13 protein-coding genes are annotated in these 18,384 nt (G+C 65.2%); 10 read left to right on the top strand and 3 right to left on the bottom strand.

Translation table 11 applies throughout. From position 1 onward, the window contains the following. The first annotated feature begins 673 nt into the window (after positions 1–673). The 9 genes from J7367_RS16555 (at position 674) to J7367_RS16515 (ending at position 12,533) form a co-directional block, all read left to right on the top strand. Positions 674–2,029, top strand: a complete 1,356-nt coding sequence (locus tag J7367_RS16555; protein ID WP_170913494.1) for a helix-turn-helix transcriptional regulator — start codon at positions 674–676, stop codon at positions 2,027–2,029. A 209-nt stretch (positions 2,030–2,238) separates the two neighbouring features. Further along, positions 2,239–4,107, top strand: coding sequence for an ATP-binding protein (locus J7367_RS16550; RefSeq protein ID WP_057662635.1), 1,869 nt, complete (start codon positions 2,239–2,241; stop codon positions 4,105–4,107). Between the two features lie 24 nt (positions 4,108–4,131). Next, positions 4,132–6,456 (top strand): hypothetical protein, encoded by a 2,325-nt coding sequence (locus J7367_RS16545; protein ID WP_057662631.1) that lies wholly within the window; start codon positions 4,132–4,134, stop codon positions 6,454–6,456. Between the two features lie 663 nt (positions 6,457–7,119). Further along, positions 7,120–7,962 carry an STAS domain-containing protein gene (locus J7367_RS16540; RefSeq protein WP_007967499.1) on the top strand — a complete coding sequence of 281 codons (843 nt, stop codon included), beginning with the start codon at positions 7,120–7,122 and terminating at the stop codon, positions 7,960–7,962. Position 7,963: 1 nt separating this feature from the next. Continuing rightward, entirely contained in the window at positions 7,964–8,326 is a 363-nt protein-coding gene (locus J7367_RS16535; RefSeq protein WP_003484273.1) for an STAS domain-containing protein, read from the top strand. Continuing rightward, positions 8,323–8,718: an anti-sigma regulatory factor gene (locus J7367_RS16530; RefSeq protein ID WP_007967498.1), complete on the top strand. Its 396-nt coding sequence runs from the start codon at positions 8,323–8,325 to the stop codon at positions 8,716–8,718. The genes J7367_RS16535 and J7367_RS16530 overlap by 4 nt, the downstream gene beginning before the upstream one ends. Before the next feature lie 2 nt (positions 8,719–8,720). After that, positions 8,721–9,719, top strand: coding sequence for an ATP-binding protein (locus J7367_RS16525; RefSeq protein WP_081027910.1), 999 nt, complete (start codon positions 8,721–8,723; stop codon positions 9,717–9,719). Then, positions 9,716–10,588, top strand: a complete 873-nt coding sequence (locus J7367_RS16520; RefSeq protein ID WP_007971628.1) for an ATP-binding protein — start codon at positions 9,716–9,718, stop codon at positions 10,586–10,588. The genes J7367_RS16525 and J7367_RS16520 overlap by 4 nt, the downstream gene beginning before the upstream one ends. Then, a complete protein-coding gene (locus tag J7367_RS16515) occupies positions 10,578–12,533 on the top strand; it encodes a response regulator (protein WP_057662624.1) in 1,956 nt (651 codons plus the stop codon). The genes J7367_RS16520 and J7367_RS16515 overlap by 11 nt, the downstream gene beginning before the upstream one ends. Before the next feature lie 104 nt (positions 12,534–12,637). On the opposite strand, the gene J7367_RS16510 is transcribed toward J7367_RS16515, so the two are convergent. After that, on the bottom strand, positions 12,638–14,287 hold the full coding sequence (locus tag J7367_RS16510; protein WP_057662621.1) for a glycoside hydrolase family 43 protein: 1,650 nt from the start codon (positions 14,285–14,287) through the stop codon (positions 12,638–12,640). 323 nt (positions 14,288–14,610) lie between these two features. On the opposite strand from J7367_RS16510, the gene J7367_RS16505 reads away from it, so the two are divergent. Next, positions 14,611–16,980: a TonB-dependent receptor gene (locus J7367_RS16505; protein ID WP_057662617.1), complete on the top strand. Its 2,370-nt coding sequence runs from the start codon at positions 14,611–14,613 to the stop codon at positions 16,978–16,980. Positions 16,981–17,086: 106 nt separating this feature from the next. Here J7367_RS16505 and trxC read toward each other — a convergent pair whose 3' ends face one another. Further along, on the bottom strand, positions 17,087–17,533 hold the full coding sequence (trxC, locus tag J7367_RS16500; RefSeq protein ID WP_057662614.1) for a thioredoxin TrxC: 447 nt from the start codon (positions 17,531–17,533) through the stop codon (positions 17,087–17,089). A gap of 173 nt (positions 17,534–17,706) precedes the next feature. Beyond that, entirely contained in the window at positions 17,707–18,072 is a 366-nt protein-coding gene (locus J7367_RS16495) for a DUF1428 domain-containing protein (protein ID WP_005923552.1), read from the bottom strand. Positions 18,073–18,384 lie beyond the last annotated feature (312 nt).

Below are 18,384 nucleotides of genomic sequence, written 5' to 3'. Positions count from 1 at the left end.
TAATGGGCGGGGGGATTACCTTACATAGCGGGCATGTCTGGTCCGAATGCAATCGCTATATGCACGTCATGCGGCAGCGAGGTAGGCATGGACCGACACGCGTGACCGGAGACATCGGTCCGCCGAGGTCTAGACCAACCTATTGCGATTGGTCGTGTGATCACGCGTGACTGGAATAGGTCTGCAGCGATTTGCCCTCGTGTCAGGTCCGCTTTTCTCTATCAAATGCGCTTGCGCATACGTGTCCGTACAGTCACCGGGCATCGCCTTGGTCATCGCCGACAGCCATCCACGCGCATGGACGCAGCGCGTTCGCAGACGTTGTCCGACTGTGCGTTGGATATTGGCGTACACCGGCGACATCAATACTCGACCGGATGGCGCGAAATGTCTGGCGTACGGCAACGTCGACGGTGCGCAACTGCGCCTTGGGCCGAGAGAAAACGCATCACATGGATGTTTGACAGAGTGAGATTTTTTGATTTTTTCGATGGCTTTCAGAGAGAAATTCTATTGGATCCGCTGCATACAATCGTTTGCGCCAGCGAGTTCGGCGCCTGTTGTCTTTTGCTCCGCCCCCCCAAAGAGAGAGACCGGCATGATCCTTTCCACCTACTTTGCAGCGATCTCTGCGTTGTCTTACGCAGAACGTCTTCCTACGTATACGAGCAGGATGCTGGTTGGTGCTTGGCCACAGGGACTGCAACATCTCCAACAGCGACGCGACGGACAGGGCGCTGTGGATGGCGCCGATGATGAGGTCAGTTTGTTCGGTGCCAGCGGCGATGCGTTGCTGATCCTGGAATATCAGGAAGAGGCCGAAGATGCGTATCGTCAGGCCTTGAAGGCAATGCGCGGGCATCAGCGCCAATTGCGCCTGCTGTCGTGCAGGAACACCGCCTGGTTGATGCTGAGTCAGCGGCGCCTGAGCGCGGCGTTGAATTGCTTTGCGCAGTTGGCAATGGACCGCGAAACGTCGCCCAGCCTGTGCGGCGAGAGCCTGCTGGGCAAGTCGCTGACCCACTTCCATCTGGGCCAGAGTACGTTGGCCTTGCAAACCCTGGAGCGCGCCAGCGAAGTGCTGGCCGACCTGGAGAGCGGGGCGTCGGAATGGCTGCGGATCGCCAACGCGCTGCGTCTGGACATGATTGCGCAGCTGCGTATCCGTCGCTCCGATCGCATGAGCGACCATGTGTTCTGGCAAGCCACGCTGCGCCAGGAAGATGCCGCGCATGCCTTCGAGCCCAGCGACCTGCGCGCCTGCATCGCCGATCTGGCAGAGAGCATGCCGGTGCTGGCGCAGCGCATGCGGCATGTGCGCAGCCTGCTGCGCATTGCCGGCGGCGACACTTTCGGCTTCGACGCGCAGATCGACGCATTGCCGGCCGCGGCCACCGGCTGCCCGCCGTGCGCGCGTCAGGACGCACAGGTGGAGCTGGCGCTGGCGGCATTGGCGGTGGGCCGTGCCGATCTTGCCGAGCGTGCGCTGGCCGGCGCCGGTCGGCATCATGCGCCGCGCTGGAATCTGGAGTTCGAGTACTGCCAGGCCAAGATCAGCCAGGCGATGGGGCGCACCGAACAAGCGTTGTTGCTCTACAACCGCTACGCGCTGGACGCGGTGCAGTGCCTGCGCAGCGAAGTGCAAGCGCCGCGCTTGCTGGAAAGCGGGACCCCGGCCCACGTCAGCGACGATATCTCCGCCCGGTTGCCGGCCAAGTATCGACGCGCCTACAGCTACATGATCACCAATGCGCATCGCTCGGATCTGTCGATCAACGAAGTGGCCGCACAGATCGGAGTCACCGGGCGCGCGCTGCAGCAAGCCTTCAAGTCGGCTACCGGGCTATCGCCGACGCAGGTGCTGCGCCGTTACCGGATGCAAAGCATCCGCGACGAACTGCTGGCCGAAGGCGGCTGCGGCAGTGTGTTGCAGGCTGCCAGTCGTTGGGGCGTCGGTAGTCGTTCCGCCTTGGCCAAGGGCTATCGCCAGCACTTCAATGAAGCGCCGATGGAGACCTTGCAGCGGTAATTTCCACAACCCACGGATTGGTAGCGCTACCGATCCGTGGCGGGTCAACCCGACGCGGTGCAGTGCGCGTCGCTGTGCGCAAAGGAGGGCAGGGGCCAAACTGAGACGTGCGTGCAATGTGGGTTCCGGCTATCCTTTCCGGCTGGCACTGGCACCCAGGGGGACGCGTCCGAGGATGGGCGTCGTCGCCAAGGAAACGACGACCGATCATGCAAGATCCCACTCCCGGGGCGACCGACGCCTCGCAGATCCGCCGGGCAGGCGTCGATCTCAATGGACTGATGGCGGTCCTCAGCAAGCACCTATATTCCACCCCGTTGGTGGCGCTGCGCGAGCTGGTGCAGAACGCGCACGATTCCATCCTGCGTCGTCGTCTGGAACAACCCGATTGGCACGGCGAATCGCGCATCGAGGTGCATGCCGATGCCGCGCAGGGCATCGTGCGCATCGTCGATACCGGTGCCGGGCTGACCCAGCAGGAGATCCACGACTACCTGGCTACCGTGGGCGTGGGATATACGCGCGGGCTGCGCCAGGGCGGCCACGAGGACAGCGGCCTGATCGGCATGTTCGGGCTGGGCTTCTTGTCTGCCTTCGTGCTGGCGCGGCGGGTGACCGTGCGCACCACCTCCTACCAGTCCCCCACGCTGGGCCATTGCTACATCTCCAGCAACGCCGAGCAGTACACGGTCAGCCCGATTCCTGCGCGTGCGCAGGTGGGCACCGAGGTGGTGCTGGAATTGCACAGCGATTATCTGTCGTTGGCTCAGGAAGGACGGCTGCGCGAGATTCTGTCGCGCTATTGCGCGCTGTTGCGCGAGCCGATCTGGATCGGCGCTGCGACGCAGCCGATCAATCCCGAGCCGCCGCCATGGCGCGTACAGGACGCCGCACCGCTGCATCCGGTGCAGGCCTGGCGCCGTCAACGCGAGTTCGCCGCGCGCTTCGAGCGCAATTTCGAGCCGTTGTGCTGCATGCCGGTACGTGCGGAAGAGGGCAGCGATGCGGTCGGCCTGCTGTGGGTGCAGGACGGCGCGACCTACGGCACCAGCGACAACCGCAATCTCTCGGTGTTCCTGCGCGGCATGTTGCTGGATGACAACGCGCGCGAACTGCTGCCGCCGTGGGCGGGCTTCATCGGTGGGGTGATCGAATCCAATCGGTTGACCCCTACCGCAAGCCGCGAGGATCTGCAGCGCGATACGGTCTACAGCGCGGTGCAGCACGCCTTGTCCGAGGCCTTGGTGCAGGGCCTGGCCGATGTGGCGCGTCAGCAACCGGAGGCATGGCGACGCATCCTGCTGCGGCATAACGAAGCCCTGCTGGGCGCCGCGTTGTGCGATGAGCGCCTGTTCGAGTTACTGCTGGAACACGTGCGGGTACCGACGTCGCAAGGCGATCTGCCGGCGCAGCAATTGCCATCGCGCGGTGCGGTGCACGTGATCCTCGATAGCGACAGCGGTTTCGAAGAAATGCTGTTCCGCGCGATGGGCGTGCCGGTCGCCTATGGCAACCGGTATGCGGTCGTGCCGTTTCTGCGGCGCTGGGCGCAGGCCAAGGGGGTGCGTCTGGTCGAGCTGGGCACCGAGCAGGGCAACCGCCAGCTGTTCCACCTGGATACGCTGCCGGCCGACGAACTTGCCTGGCTGGAACAGCATTTGGGCGATGGCGAAGCGCTGGTGCCTGCGCGTTTCAGTCCGCAGGAACTGCCGTTGGTGGTAGTGCCCGACCGCGAGGCCGAGCTCAAACGCCGCCTGGAGCAGGACGAGAACGACAAGCGCGTGTCCACCGCCGCGTTGCGCCTGGCGCGGCAGTTCACCGCGCGCATCGAAGCGCGGCAGACCCAGCGGCTGTATCTGAATCTGGATAATCCGGCGCTGCAGGCCTTGCTGGACGCGCAGCGCGCAGGCAACCCACAGGCAGCGGTGGCGGCACGCTTGCTGCGCGCGCTCAAGGTGATCGTCTCGGCGCAAGGGCGCACGCAGCCGCAGGCGGGCAGCACCGAATCGGGCGTTTCCGATCTCAACAAGGCCTTCGGCGATTTCGCCGGGACCGTGACCCAATTGCTGGCGCGCTGAGCGCCGCATCGCAGGAGCGACACGATGGAAATCTGGAACTGGGTAGAAAAGCTGCAGGACGATCTGGGCGAAGCCGGCCAGCCGCAAAATGCGCAGCTGCTGACGCGGCTGACCGACCACATCTGCGATCTGCAGATCGACCGCGCCGAGGCCTTGTTGCCGGAGGCGCGTGCGCTGGGCAAGACGCTGGCCAACCCGTGGCTGGAGGTGTTCGTCGGGCATTGGGAAATGCGGAACCGGGTCGGCAATCTGTGCGAAGGCGAGCGTGCGCTGGGCGATGCGGTGGCGCTGTTCGAGCGTGCGCATCGCGCCGACGCAGTGGAGTGCCCGCAATCGGTCTGCGTGACCCAGGATCTGGCCGCGTGTTACGCCAACATCGATGGCCCGGGCTGGGTGGAAGAACGCATCGAGGTGTGCGATGAAACCCTGGGGCGCATCGACCCGAGCTGGTCGTGTTACCAGTGCCTGAGCTGCGAAAAAGCCGACGCATTGCTCGACGACGGGCGCGGTGACGCGGCGCTGCAGTACCTGGAGCAGCAGTCGCGGACCATCCTGGCGCATGGCGGTGAAATCTACGACGGCGTGCCGGACATGCGCATCTCGATCCTGCTCGCGCTTGGGCGTGCGCAGGACGCGCTGGCGCTGGTGGAACAGCGCGAACGCGACGCCGCGCGCGAAGGCGCCGAGTGGGCCAATTGCAGCCAGCCGCGCCGGCTGCAGAAAGCGCGCGCGTTGGCGCTGTTGCAGCGCGATGACGAGGCCATGGAAGCGCTGCTGCCATGGCGCGAGATTGCGCCGCGTTATCGCCTGCACTGGCTGCGTGCGGTGGCGGTGCTGGTGGCGCGCGCGCCCGAGCGCAATAGCTGGGACCTGGGCAGCCGCGTGCAGCAGATGCTCGATCATTACGCGCAGGTTGGCGCGCATCGCATCCTGATCGAGGCGGCCGAGCTTGCGATCGGGCTGGCACTGCAGCGCGGCGCGGTGTGGACCGCGCGCCGGCACCTGGCGCTTGCGCGTGCGCATCTGCCCAAGCTGCGTCACGACCGCGGCGCAACGCAGTTGCTGGATGGTCTGTCCGCGCGCATCGATGCAGCGCCTGCGGGTGAGCCCGCGCCGGCACCGGCCGCACACCTGCTGGAATGGTTGAACGCGCAAGGCGAGGATGTCGTGCGCAATCCCGAGCGCGAAGCGCAGTGGCTGCTGCAGGCCGTTGCGCAGTGTCCGGACGATGCCGAGCTTGTCGACACCACCGCATCGGCCCTGAGCGCCTGTGCGGCCGACGAAGAAGCCATCGCACTGCTGTGGTCATTCGTGCAGCGGCATGCCGATCGCGAAACCAGCCCCACGTTCCGTCTGATGAATCTGTTGCTCGGCCGCGGCGACGAAGCAGGTCTGCGCCGGTTGGCGCAGCTGTATCGCCCACAGGTGCCGGTGGCGGCGTTGTGGTGCGAGGCGCAGCTGGCGCAGCGGCTGGCCGATTGGCCGGCGCTGGAGCAGGCCTGCACCGCACTGCTGGAACTGTCACCCGGCTCGCATGGTGCGCGTGGGCTGCTGGCGCGCATGTACCTCAACGCCGGCCGGTTTGCAGAGGCCGCCGCGGTCTACCGGCAACTCGCCGAGCTGCTGGAAGAGCCGCGCTCTGCGCATTGGGACCACATGACGGCGGCCAGCGCGGCGCAGGATTGGGATGCGGTGCGTGCGTCTGCGCAGGCGATCGGCATGGAGCTGAGTAGCGCCAGCGGCGTGGTCGAAGAGACCTGGGGATGGATGATCGTGCGTTGCATCGACGATGGCGAAGCGGCGGAGTACTACGCGCGCCGCACCGGCCCGGTCACTGCACGCATCGTCGAAAATGCGCCCGCACATCGGCGCCAGCATGTTGGCGACTGGGTGGTGTTCGACGCCGAACTGCTGTATCCGCCGCCGGAAGATGAGGCAGAGCGCGAGCGTTTCGTGCCGACCTACGCCCAGGTGCATGTGCTGCAGGCCGGCGGCTATGCGAGCAGCTGGCTGGTCGACGGCGTGCATCCCGGCGAAGAAGCCATCAATGCGTTGCGCGAAGAGATCCAGGCGCGTGGTTGGAAGCTGTGGCTGCACAGTCGCGACGACTATCGGTTGATCGACCCGGAAGACCCGGACAGCTTCGATCCTGAACAGGCCGCTTCGGGGCTGCCTGGAGTGCTATTCACCGTGGCCCTGCCGGAAGGGGTTGCGCCGCTCGAACTGCACCGCGCCTTGCTCGCAGCGACAGCGCAGTGGCCGCACGCGATGTGCTGGCTGCGGCTTGCCGAAGCCTGCGGCCAGGATCCGCAGCCGCATTTGGATGCAGTGGAGCGCTACGGGCTGTAGGACAGCGGTCGGCGTGATCGGGCGGCGTTTGTCGCCGGGTGTGGGATTGGGCATTGGCGATCGTGGCGTGCGTTCGGGCGCCACGCCGGATGCGCGGGGCTGCATCCGGTGCCGAGAGCGCGCTCGTTGCTTTTCCGTAACGCGGCGGCATCATGCCGGCACACCCTCCCGCTGATGGCATGCCGCCACACCTTCGGCAAGGCGATGACTTAAGTGCATGCCCTGCGTGCAAGCGCAAGGCGCAGCGCTACACTACTGCCGTTTCTGCGGCGCGTGGTCCTGGTTGGTCTCCATCGTCGTGATGGAACCCGCCATGGCAATGGCAATGCCGATCGGAGGGCATCGCCGCGTGCTCATGACGCAGACAGGTGGCTTTTATCGGCCATCGCCAGGACCGAGGGTGATGGCGCGCTGACCGGTGGCGTTCTGCCTTGCGCGCGCGATGGCGCAGCGTATGTCCGCAGGCGTGGACCGGCGCACGTTCGGCATGTGCGCGGCAATGCCACACTGCGCTCGTGGGCCCGGATAACTGCTACAGGTTGGCTCGCTGGTTGGCCAATCTGAATTGCTTTATTCTGCTACGCATCGGCGTGGGGGCGCCGCGTCGGTCAGGGCGCAGTCCAGCCCGCATGCCCAACCTCTTTTCTTTTGGTGGGTGATCTCATGGTGGCATTGCAGCAGCGCTCGATCGATGCGATTGGTGAGCAGGAACACGCGTTGTTGGCCGCATGGTTGGAGTCCAGCCTGGGCAGCGATGCGCGTCTGTCGCGGCAGGAATTCGAAGCGCAGGCCGGCGAATTCCTGCGCTTGCTGGTGGCGTCGTTGAAGCACGACGGTAGCAGCCTGGACAGTGCCGAATGGAGCGAGGTGCGCCGCTTCCTGGAAAATCTCTCGCGCGACCGCGCCACGCGTGGTTTCGATTCGCAGGAAACCGCCAACTTCATCTTTTCGCTCAAGCGCGTGTTGTTTGCGCTGGTCCAGCGCCAATACGCCAGTCGCCCGGAAGAACTGGGGCAGCAGTTGTGGGCGTTGTCGGAATTGCTCGACCGCCTGGGCTTGTACACCGTAAAGGTTTTCCAGAAGACCCGCGAAGACATCATCGTGCGTCAGCAGGAAGAGATGCTGGAGCTGTCCACCCCGGTGGTGAAGCTGTGGGAGGGCGTGCTGGCGCTGCCGATGATCGGCACACTGGATTCGCAGCGCACTCAGGTGGTGATGGAATCGCTGCTGCAGCGCATTGTCGATACCGGCTCGGAAATCGCCATCATCGACATCACCGGCGTGCCAACCGTGGACACCCTGGTGGCGCAGCATCTGCTCAAGACCGTGACCGCGATCCGGCTGATGGGGGCCGACGCCATCATCAGCGGCGTGCGCCCGCAGATTGCGCAGACCATCGTGCATCTGGGCCTGGACCTGCAGGGGATCGTGACCAAGGCCAACCTGGCCGATGCGTTGGCGCTGGCGCTCAAGCGCACCGGCGTGGCCGTCAGCAAGGCGGACTGACATGGAGCGTATTCCGATCCTGCGGATGGGCCATCTGTTGCTGGTCACCATCCAGGTGGACATGCACGACCAGCTGGCGCTGCAGCTGCAAGACGATCTGTCCGAGAAGATCAGCGCCACCTCTGCGCGCGGCGTGTTGATCGACATTTCCGCGCTGGATATCGTCGATTCGTTCATCGGGCGCATGATCAGCACCATCTCCGGGCTGGCGACGCTGATGGGCGCACAAACCGTGGTGGTGGGCATGCAGCCGGCGGTGGCGATCACCCTGGTGGAGTTGGGGCTGACCTTGCCGTCGGTGCGCACTGCGCTCGATGTCGAGCGCGGCATGCGCCTGCTGCAGCAACCCGATGCGGCTCCATGACGGCCGGCTCGCAACCGGTGCGCACCGAGCAGGATGTGGTGCTGGCGCGGCAGACCGTGCGCAAACTGGTGGTGCAATGCGGGCTGCGGTTGGTCGATCAAACCAAGCTGGTCACCGCGGCCAGCGAACTGGCGCGCAATACCGTGATCTACGGCGGTGGCGGCGACATGGACTGGACACTGGTTGAAAGCGGCATCCGCAGGGGCGTGCAGCTGACGTTCCGCGACCAGGGACCGGGCATTGCAGACCTGGAACTGGCCTTGACCGACGGCTGGACCTCCGGCGGTGGCCTGGGGCTGGGACTGTCCGGCAGCCGGCGGCTGGTGGACGATTTCGTGCTCGATAGCGCAGCCGGCAAGGGCACCCGCATCACCATCACCAAATGGAAGTAACCATGACCGGCGCGCTCACCCAGGTGATCCGCGTCGAAGAGGGTACCCAGGTCGGGCAGGTGCGCCGCGAAGCGGTGGCGCTTGCACAGGCCTGCGGTTTCGATGAAGACGGCTGCGGGCGCGTGGCCCTGGTGGCGACCGAGTTGTGCACCAACCTGCTCAACCATGCCGGTGGCGGGCAGATGCAGCTGTGCAGCGTCGCCGGCCGCGATGGCCTGGGCATCGAGTTGTGCACGCTCGATCAGGGGCGCGGATTCGTGCTGGCCGATTGTCTGCCGGACGGCTACTCCACCGGCAGCACGCCTGGCAATGGCCTGGGCACGGTGCAGCGACATGCCGCTCTGCTGGACGCCTATTCCGATGTCAGGGGGGCCGTGGTCCTGGCACGCGTGTACGCCGATGCCGACAGCATGCCCGATCTGCCCTATGGCGCGTTGCGTGTGCCGCTGCAGAACGAAACGGTCTGCGGCGATGGCTGGCATTTGGGGATCGACGCGCAAGGCGTGACCGTGAGCGTGATCGACGGCCTGGGCCACGGAGCGGGCGCGGCCGATGCAGCCGATGCCGGCACGCGCGCTGCGGCATTGGCCCGTGGCGAGCCCGGCGAACGCATCGCGCGCCTGCATGCCGGCATGAGCGGGACGCGCGGTGGTGCGGCGGCGGTCATGCAGTTCGATCCCGGCAGCGGCCAGGTGCGCTTTGCCGGGGTGGGCAATATCGTCGCCTCGTTGTGCGATGGCGACGGTGCGCGCGGCATGCCCTCGCACCCGGGCATCGTCGGGGTCCAGTTCCGCAAGGCGCAACCGTTCGACTTTCCACACGCCGCCGGCAAGTTGCTGGTCATGCACAGCGACGGCCTGCAATCGCGCTGGACCCTGCGCGATCACCCGGGCCTGCTGTCGCGCCATCCACGCATCATTGCCGCAGTGCTGGCACGCGACTACGCGCGCGGCCGCGACGATTGCTGTGTGTTCGTCATGCGCTTGGGAGGCATGCAATGAATTCAACCACCGATATGCCGGCAGCCGAGATGGCCGAACTTGAAAGCCTGCGCCAGCAGAACCAGGCCTTGCGCGAAGAGCTGGAAGAAACCAATCAGGGCGTGCTGGCCTTGTATGCCGAGCTCGACCAGCAGGCCGAACAGCTGCGCGACGTGTCCGAACTCAAGAGCCGCTTTCTGTCGTACATGAGCCACGAATTCCGGACCCCGCTAGGCTCGATCCTGAGCATCACCCGGCTGCTGGAGGACGGCATGGACGGGCCGCTCAACGCCGAGCAGCTCAAGCAGGTGCGCTTTGTCAGCGGTTCGGCGCGCGAGCTCACCGAGATGGTGGACGACCTGCTGGACCTGGCCAAGATCGAGGCCGGGCGCATCACCATCTCGCCGGGCTGGTTCGACCTGATGGACCTGTTCGCGGCGCTGCGCGGCATGTTCCGGCCGCTCACCGATGTGGGCAGCACCACGCTGATCTTCGAGGATCCGCCGGTACTGCCGATGCTCTACACCGACGACAAGAAGCTGGCGCAGATCCTGCGCAATTTCATATCCAATGCGCTCAAGTTCACCCCGCAGGGGCAGGTGCGCGTGTTTGCGCAGCTGGAAGGCGACAGCCATGTACGCTTTGGCGTGCAGGACACCGGCATCGGCATTCCGGCCGAGCTTCACGAGGCCTTGTTCGAAGATTTCGTACAGGTGGACTCGCCGCTGCAAAAACGCTTGACCGGCACCGGCCTGGGGTTGTCGATCTGCAAACGGTTCGCCGAATTGCTGGGCGGCCGGGTGGGGATCAACAGCGTGGTCGGGCAGGGTTCTGAATTTTATGTGGTGCTGCCGGTGACCCTGGCAGCGGAGGAGACACGTGGGCAGTAAGCACCACATTCTGGTCGTCGACGACAACGCTGTGACGCGTTATTCGGTGCGGCGCGTGCTCGAACACCATCAGTTCGTGGTCGAAGAGGCCGGCACCGGGACCGAGGGTCTTGCCAAACTGGCCGCGCAGACGTTTTCTGCGGTGGTGCTGGACGTCAACCTGCCGGACATGAGCGGCTTCGATATCGTGCGTACGCTGCGTGCCGAGCCGCGCACCGCCTTGCTGCCGGTGGTGCATGTCTCGGCGGCCTCGATCGCCACCGGCGACATGATCACCGGGCTGGATGCCGGCGCCGACGCCTATCTGATCCATCCGGTCGACCCCAACGTATTGCTGGCCACGTTGCGCACCCTGCTGCGCGCACGTCGCGCCGAGGACGCGCTGCGGATCAGCGAGGCGCGTTTCCGCGAAATCTTCGAGCACATCAGCGCGCCAATCGCGGTCGTGGATGCCAACCTGCACATGCACGAGGCCAATGCCGCGTTCCAGCGTTTGATCGGGAGCGCTACGCCCGGGGCCGCGATCCATGCCGCCGGGCTGGATCAGGCCGCCGCCGTGCATGCCCTGACCACCGCGTTGGCGCAGCGCGAGCGCTGGAGCGGCACCTTGTCGCTGCTGCGCGATGGCAAGCTCTGCGAAACCGAATGGCGGGTGTCGCCCTACCGCGAGCCGGATCTGGGGCTGTTGCTGGTGGAAGACGTCACCGAGCAGCGCCTGCGCGAGCGCGAGCAGCGCCAGGAGCTGGATACCGCCACCAGCGAGCTCGCGCATCAGATCGCGCAGCGCCAGCACACCGAAATCCAGCTGCTGCAGGCGCAAAAGATGGAAGCGCTGGGCAAGCTCACCGGTGGCATCGCGCACGACTTCAACAACCTGCTGACCAGCATCATCTCCGGGCTGGACATGATCCAGCTTGCAGTGGAATCCAACCGCATCGAACGGGTGCCGCGCCTGGCCGAGATCGCCACCGGCTCGGCGCACCGCGCCGCCGCGCTGACCCAGCGCATGCTGGCGTTCGCACGCAAGCAATCGCTGGACGCGCAACCGTTCGACGTCAACACCCGCGTGCGTTCGCTGGAAGACATGCTGCAGCGCTCGATCGGCGAAAACATCGCGCTGGAGCTGGAGCTTGCATCCACGCCGCTGGTGGCCATTGCTGATGCCAACCAGCTCGAAAACGTGGTGCTCAACCTGGTCATCAATGCGCGCGACGCATTGAAAGGACAGGGCACCATCCGCATCCAGAGTGCGACCTACACCGCACACAACGATCCGGAACTGGACGACGGCGACTATGTCGCGGTGAAGGTGATCGACAACGGGAGCGGAATCGAGGCGGCCATTCTCGACCAGGTGTTCGAGCCGTTTTTCACCACCAAACCCATCGGCGAAGGCACCGGCCTGGGTCTGTCGATGACCTACGGGTTCGCACGTCAATCCGGCGGCACCGCGCGCATCACCAGCACCGTGGGCCGTGGCACCACGGTGGCGTTGTTGCTGCCGCGTGGGCTCTCGGCAAACGAGCTGCTGCCGCCACCGGCGCCCAGCGTGCCGCGCACGCGCAACGAGCGCATCTTGCTGGTAGACGACACCGACGTGGTGCGCATGATGGTGAGCGAAGTGCTCAGCGATGCCGGCTACCAGGTCATCGAAGCCGAGGATGCCAACGGCGCGCTGGAACAATTGCGCACCGAGGTGCATATCGACCTGGTGGTCTCCGATGTCGGCCTGCCCGGCATGAACGGACGCGACATGGCCGATGTGGCGCGCATGCTACGCCCGGGGCTGCCGATTCTGTTCATTACCGGCTACGCCGAAAACGCGGCCACGCGGCAAGAATTTCTCGCAGAAGGCATGGCCTTGCTGCCCAAGCCTTTCAGCCTCAACGATCTGCTCAACACGGTGGGGCAGATCCTCGACAGCAGCGTCCTGGCGCGGGCGTAGGGCGGTAAAGCGGCTGCCGAAATGCATGCGCAGCTGCGGGGCGGGTGCGGGCGGCGTTGGGGCCCTGCATGCACCACGCGTGCAGCCCCGTTCCTGCACGCCGCTCAGCGCGCATACGCGTACGGCCCGAATGTGGCGCCAAGAAAACCGCCGGCCGACTCGGTGCTGAGCACACTTGCATCGCCCTGTTCGAGCAGCCTCTGCCACTGCCCCTGGCCGACGGCGTAATCCACGTGCACGCGTGCGGCATCCAGCGCAAAGCGCAGTGTCACCGGTTGCGTGGCATCGGGCAGGGGCGCGCGTGCCAGCTCGGTGCCGGTGCCGGGCTGTTGCGATCCGGCGCGGCGATACAGCACCACCGCAGCGCCGCTGTCCTCGCGCACCAGCATCGCTGCCAGGAAGTTGCTCTCCTTGGCCACGATCGCCAGACCGGCCTGTTCGCCTGGTGACAGCGCGCTGCCATCCACGCTGGCGACCAAGGTGGCGTGATGGTGCTGCAGGCGATGACCCAGATAGGCCGGCGGACCACGGCCGATATCGCCCAGCGCAACCTTCGCCGGAGTCACGCGCAAACCTTGCGTGCCGGGCTGATACCACGGCGTCGTTGGGGGGTGGATGGTCATCCATTGCATCGGCACGCGCGCATCCTGGAAGCGTTCGCTCCACTGCATCGGCCCGGTGGTCGGCAGGGTCTGCACGCCCGCCGGCAACGGTGGGCGCGCGGCCACTGCAGGGACTGCGGCGCCATGCGGCAGCACCACCGGCCAGCCATCGCGCCATTGCACCGGCAACAGGAAGGTTTCCCGGCCCAGGTTGTAGTGATTGCCGCGGTAAGGGCGCGTCGCGAGGAACACCGCCCACCATGTACCGTCCTTGAGTTCGATGAACTGCGCATGCCCGGCCGAGGTGATCGGCGCAGTGCGAGACGGGTCCAGGTCGCGTTGGGTGAGCACCGGATTGCCGCTCCAGGTCTCGTATGGCCCGGTGATCTGGCGGCTGCGGTAGATCATCTGCGCATGCTGCTCGCCGGTGCCGCCTTCGGCCGCGGTGAGGTAGTAGTGGCCATCGCGGCGGAACAGATGCGGGCCTTCGATGTGTTCGGGATTGGTCGCCGGCGTGAAGCCGGAATCCACGATCACCTGACGGGTGCCGACCAACGTCATGCTGGCCAGATCCAGCTGCTGCAGCCAGATGGCGCGGTGCCCGTCGTAGCGCATCTTGCCTGCGGGCACGTCGTTGTTGACCAGCCAGGCGCTGCCATCGTCATCGAAAAACAGCGAGGGATCGATGCCCTTGGCGTCCAGCCAGATCGGGTCCGACCACGGCCCGGCAGGATCGGTGGCGGTGATCAGGAAATTGCCGCCATCGCAGTAAAAACAGGTGTTGGCGATATAGAAGGTGCCGGCGTGGTGGCTGATGCTGGCGGCAAACAGGCCGCGGGTCAGTTCGTCGTTGCCGTAGTTGATCTGGGTTGGACGGTCGATCGCGTTGCCGATCTGGTTCCAGTGCACCAGGTCGCTGCTCTTGAAGACCGGCAGGCCGGGAAAGTAGCCGAAACTGGAATTCACCAGATAAAAATCGTCGCCGACGCGCACCGCCGACGGGTCCGGATGAAAACCGGCCACGACCGGATTGCGGTACTGCGCGGCAGTTGGTACGGGGCCACCATCGTCGCCTTGGTAATCGATCTGCGTGATCAACGCGGTGCCGGCTTGTGCCAGCCGACAGCTCAATGCGGCCAGCAGGCCGGCCATCCATGCGAGTCGTTTCAAGAGATCCCCGTGTGCCATGCCCTGGCGCAACGCCAGTACGACACCAGCATGACAGCACGCAGGGCGGCGTGGCATGACGTTTTGCAATGCCAGCGCTGCGTGATGGCATGCCTGCACGCGCGTGGCGGCGTGTGGTGATCGGGCGCTGCCACTTCGCTGCAACATTGCTGACATATCGTGCGCGCGGCGCCACGCGGCGCCACGCGGCGCCACGCGGCGCCACGCGGCGCCACCAGCAGGCATGCCATGCCGAATGGCTTCGACGCTGTGTCATCACCTCGCATCACTCTCTAGGATCAATCCGCATGCCGTTGTACTCGCCTGTCTTTTCGTCGCCGGTGTCCGCTATTGCACAGGTCGCTGCGCGCCGCCGCACCGCCTTGCAGCGCACGCCGCTCGCGCGTGCCTGCGCGGGCCTGTTGCTAGCCTCGTTGGCGGCAACCGCGTCTGCGCAGCAAGCGCCGGCGGCCCAGGGCGAAGCCAGCCCCACCGCGCTGGACACGGTCACCGTCACCGCCGAGCACCGCGAGCAGAACCTGCAGGACGTGCCGGTCTCGGTCGGCGTGGTGCAGGGCGCAGCGATGCGCGACTACACCGCTGGCGGCGACGACACGCTGCTGGCGCTTTCCGGCCGCGTGCCGGGCTTCTACGCCGAAACCACCACCGGGCGCATCTTCCCGCGTTTCTATATCCGTGGCCTGGGCAATATCGATTTCTACCTGGGTGCCTCGCAGCCGGTGTCCATCATCCAGGACGATGTGGTGCTGGAGCATGTCGTGCTCAAATCCAATCCGGTCTATGACGTAGATCAGGTCGAAGTGCTGCGTGGCCCGCAAGGCACGCTGTTCGGCCGCAACACCACCGCCGGCATCGTCAAATTCGATACGGTCAAGCCCAGCGACACCTATACCGGTCGCGTCAACGCCAGCTACGGCAGCTACAACACCATCTCGCTGGATGGCGGCTTCGGCGGCCCGATCAACGATGTGCTGTCGTTCCGTGTGTCCGCGTTGTATCAGCACCGCGACGATTGGGTGGACAACACCTTTGCCGGTAGCAGCGCCGACGGCACGCGCACGCCGCGCAAGGACGCGATGGGCGGTTACAACGACCGCAATGCGCGCTTGCAGGTCTTGCTCAAGCCCAACGATGCGTTTTCGCTGCTGGGCTCGGTGCACACGCGCGATTACGACGGCACATCCACGTTGTTCCTGCGCAATGCGATCACGCGTGGCAGCGACAAGGTGGACGTGCCGCGCGATCGCGTGGCCTTTGATGAGGGGCACGACAACCCGCAGGCGTATCAAACCGATGGCGGCTCGCTCAAGGCGATTTACGACTTCGGTGGTGTGTCGCTGACCTCCATCACCGCCTACGAAACCACCTCCGGCTACAGCCGTGGCGACACCGATGGCGGTGCTGCCGCCAATTATCCTGTCAACGGCGTGCCGAACGGCTTTGGCCAGTCGATGGGACAGATCCGCGACCTGGACCAGTACACGCAGGAATTGCGCCTGGCCAGCGAAGGCGACGATGCCCTGCAGTGGCAGGTGGGCGCGTTCTATTTCGATGGCCGCGACACCACCGATTTCTATCAGCGTGCCTATTTCCTGCAGACTGCCGCGCGCAACCCCAACAATTGGGTGCGCCTGCGCAATACCAATACCTCGTGGGCCGGCTTCGGTCAGCTCAGCTACAAGGCGACCGACGCGCTGACGCTGACCGCCGGCATCCGCCAGACCAAGGACACCAAGGAAACCCGCCTGCTGAAGACCGCCGACACCGCGGCCGGTGTGGTGACCTACCGCGGCCGGCGCGATGTACGCATGTCCGATACCCAGCCCAGCTGGGATCTGAGCGCGATGTATGAGATCGATCCGCAGTTGAGCGTGTATGCGCGTGTGGCGCGCGGTTTCCGTGGCCCCACCATCCAGGGCCGCAGCGCGGTGTTCAATTCCGCTTTCACCACTGCCGATTCGGAAACCATCCTGTCCTGGGAAGCCGGCATCAAGAGCAGCCTGTTCGAGAACCGTCTGCGCCTGAATGTCAGCGGCTTCACCTACACGGTCGACGATATCCAGCTCAACGGCAACGACTCGGACGGCAATGGCGTGCTGTTCAATGCCGACAAGGCCAAGGCCTACGGCATGGAAGCGGATCTGGACTGGCGCCCGATCTCCAACCTGTCGATCACCGCAGGCCTGAGCCTGTTGCATAGCGAAATCCACGACAAGCGCGTCTACGCCCAGGCCTGCGCGCTCAATGGCGTGGTGGTGTGCACGGTCAACGACCCGACCATTCGCGTAGGTGCCAACACCTTTGCCCAGATCGACGGCAACCCGCTGCCCAACGCGCCCAAGTACAACCTCAACCTGGCCGCGCGCTACGACATCCCGGTAGGCAACGACGGCGCGTTCTTCGTGTCCACCGACTGGAACAAGCAGGGCCAGACCAGCTTCGTGCTGTACGACTCCACCGAATTCCGCTCCGACGGCAATTTCGAAGGTGGCCTCAAGCTGGGTTACACCGGTGGCTACGGTGCGTGGGAAGTGGCGGCGTTCGCACGCAACATCACCAACGAAAAGAACCTCAAGGGCGTGATCGAAAACTACATGGCCGCGGTCTACAACGAGCCGCGTGTGGTCGGGATGTCGGTCAACGTCAACTGGCAGTGACGGGTTGATCGCCTGATTGCAGTCACTGCGGCGTCTGCGCCGCAGTGATGTTTCCTGCAGGTGGGCAGGCCCGCTGCGTGCATGCGCAGCGGGCCTTCGTATTGCGTCACCGCTTGCTCAGGACAGAGCGCACCCAGTTGACGATTTGCGTGCTGCTCACCGCGCCGGAATGACGGCCCAGTTCGTGTCCACCCTGGATGACCAGCAAGGTGGGAATGCTGCGGATGCCAAAGCGCGTGCCCAGCGCCAGATGCAGGTCGGTATCCACCTTGGCCAGGCGTACCTGCGGTTCCAATGCTGCGGCGGCTGCGGCAAATTGCGGCGCCATGCTCAGGCATGGCCCGCACCAGGGCGCCCAGAAATCCACCACCAGCGGCAATGCGCTGCGCACCGCATGCTTGTCGAAATCTGCAGCCGACAAGGCCACCGGCGTCCCCAGGAACAGCGGCTTGTGGCAGCTGCCGCAGTTGGGTGCATCGCGCAGGCGCGTGGGCGCAATACGGTTCATCGCAGCACAACTCGGACAGGCGATCAGTAGCGGTGCGTCGGTCATGTGGGTTTCCAGTCGGCGGCGTTGCCTGCGCTATCTCTAGCCATCGCTGGCGGCGCATGCTGCATGCCGCCAGTGTAGCGATCACCACAGACGATTCCGTGCCGAACGTCAGCGGCAGTACCAGCCTGCGCATGCCTGGCCAACGTCCCGCGGGCCACCGCGCACTGCATCGCTCAAGCCGATTGGCCCAGCGCCACGATCGGCACGAAGCCACCGTAGACCATGCGCTTGCCATCGAACGGCATCGGATTGACCGACGGGTCCATGCGAGGGTCTTCCATCATCTTGCGCATGCCTTCATCCCGGGTGGCCTTGTCCGGCCATTCGATCCAGGAAAACACCACGGTCTCTTCGGCGGTGGCATCCACTGCGCGATAGAAGTCGGTCCATTGCCCCGCTTGGACATCGTCACCCCAACACTCCACCACCCGCAGGGCCCCGTACTCCATGATGACCGCATCGCCCATGCGGGCATGCGCGATAAAGGCTTCTTTGTTGGCCGTGGGGACGGCAAGCACAAAACCATCGATATACGACATAACCACCTCCGCAGATGGGCTGCACGGTGTGCACGTGAGGATGACCAAGAAGGGATATTCGGTACGACCAATAACTGGAGAGCAGTGGGGCAGGAGCGTGCATCCAGCGCGCCGGCCGCACGAGCATACGGTGCATGGGGTGCAACGGCACTGCTTGAGCTGGCTGTCACCTGGGCTGTCAGGCGCACTGCCAGGCCCTGCCTGTCGGGCTCGCTGGTGCGGCGGCCGCGGATCTGCTGTGCCTCGATCGATGGCAGCGCCCTGCGAGCACGTTTGCTGAAGGCCGCGGCAAGTGCATCGGCCAAGATGCGC

The sequence above is a fragment of the Xanthomonas sp. D-36-1 genome (genome assembly GCF_017746155.1).
Classification (GTDB): Bacteria; Pseudomonadota; Gammaproteobacteria; order Xanthomonadales; family Xanthomonadaceae; genus Xanthomonas; species Xanthomonas cissicola.
This window is presented reverse-complemented; position numbering and strand designations above follow the sequence as displayed.

Coding starts and splice junctions, on each gene's coding strand:
- J7367_RS16520 (WP_007971628.1), top strand. CDS start 9,716: ATGAATTCAACCACCGATATGCCGGCAGCCGAGATGGCCGAACTTGAA.
- J7367_RS16550 (WP_057662635.1), top strand. CDS start 2,239: ATGCAAGATCCCACTCCCGGGGCGACCGACGCCTCGCAGATCCGCCGG.
- J7367_RS16545 (WP_057662631.1), top strand. CDS start 4,132: ATGGAAATCTGGAACTGGGTAGAAAAGCTGCAGGACGATCTGGGCGAA.
- J7367_RS16555 (WP_170913494.1), top strand. CDS start 674: ATGCTGGTTGGTGCTTGGCCACAGGGACTGCAACATCTCCAACAGCGA.
- J7367_RS16525 (WP_081027910.1), top strand. CDS start 8,721: ATGACCGGCGCGCTCACCCAGGTGATCCGCGTCGAAGAGGGTACCCAG.
- J7367_RS16540 (WP_007967499.1), top strand. CDS start 7,120: ATGGTGGCATTGCAGCAGCGCTCGATCGATGCGATTGGTGAGCAGGAA.
- J7367_RS16535 (WP_003484273.1), top strand. CDS start 7,964: ATGGAGCGTATTCCGATCCTGCGGATGGGCCATCTGTTGCTGGTCACC.
- J7367_RS16510 (WP_057662621.1), bottom strand. CDS start 14,287: ATGGCCGGCCTGCTGGCCGCATTGAGCTGTCGGCTGGCACAAGCCGGC.
- J7367_RS16495 (WP_005923552.1), bottom strand. CDS start 18,072: ATGTCGTATATCGATGGTTTTGTGCTTGCCGTCCCCACGGCCAACAAA.
- J7367_RS16530 (WP_007967498.1), top strand. CDS start 8,323: ATGACGGCCGGCTCGCAACCGGTGCGCACCGAGCAGGATGTGGTGCTG.
- trxC (WP_057662614.1), bottom strand. CDS start 17,533: ATGACCGACGCACCGCTACTGATCGCCTGTCCGAGTTGTGCTGCGATG.
- J7367_RS16505 (WP_057662617.1), top strand. CDS start 14,611: ATGCCGTTGTACTCGCCTGTCTTTTCGTCGCCGGTGTCCGCTATTGCA.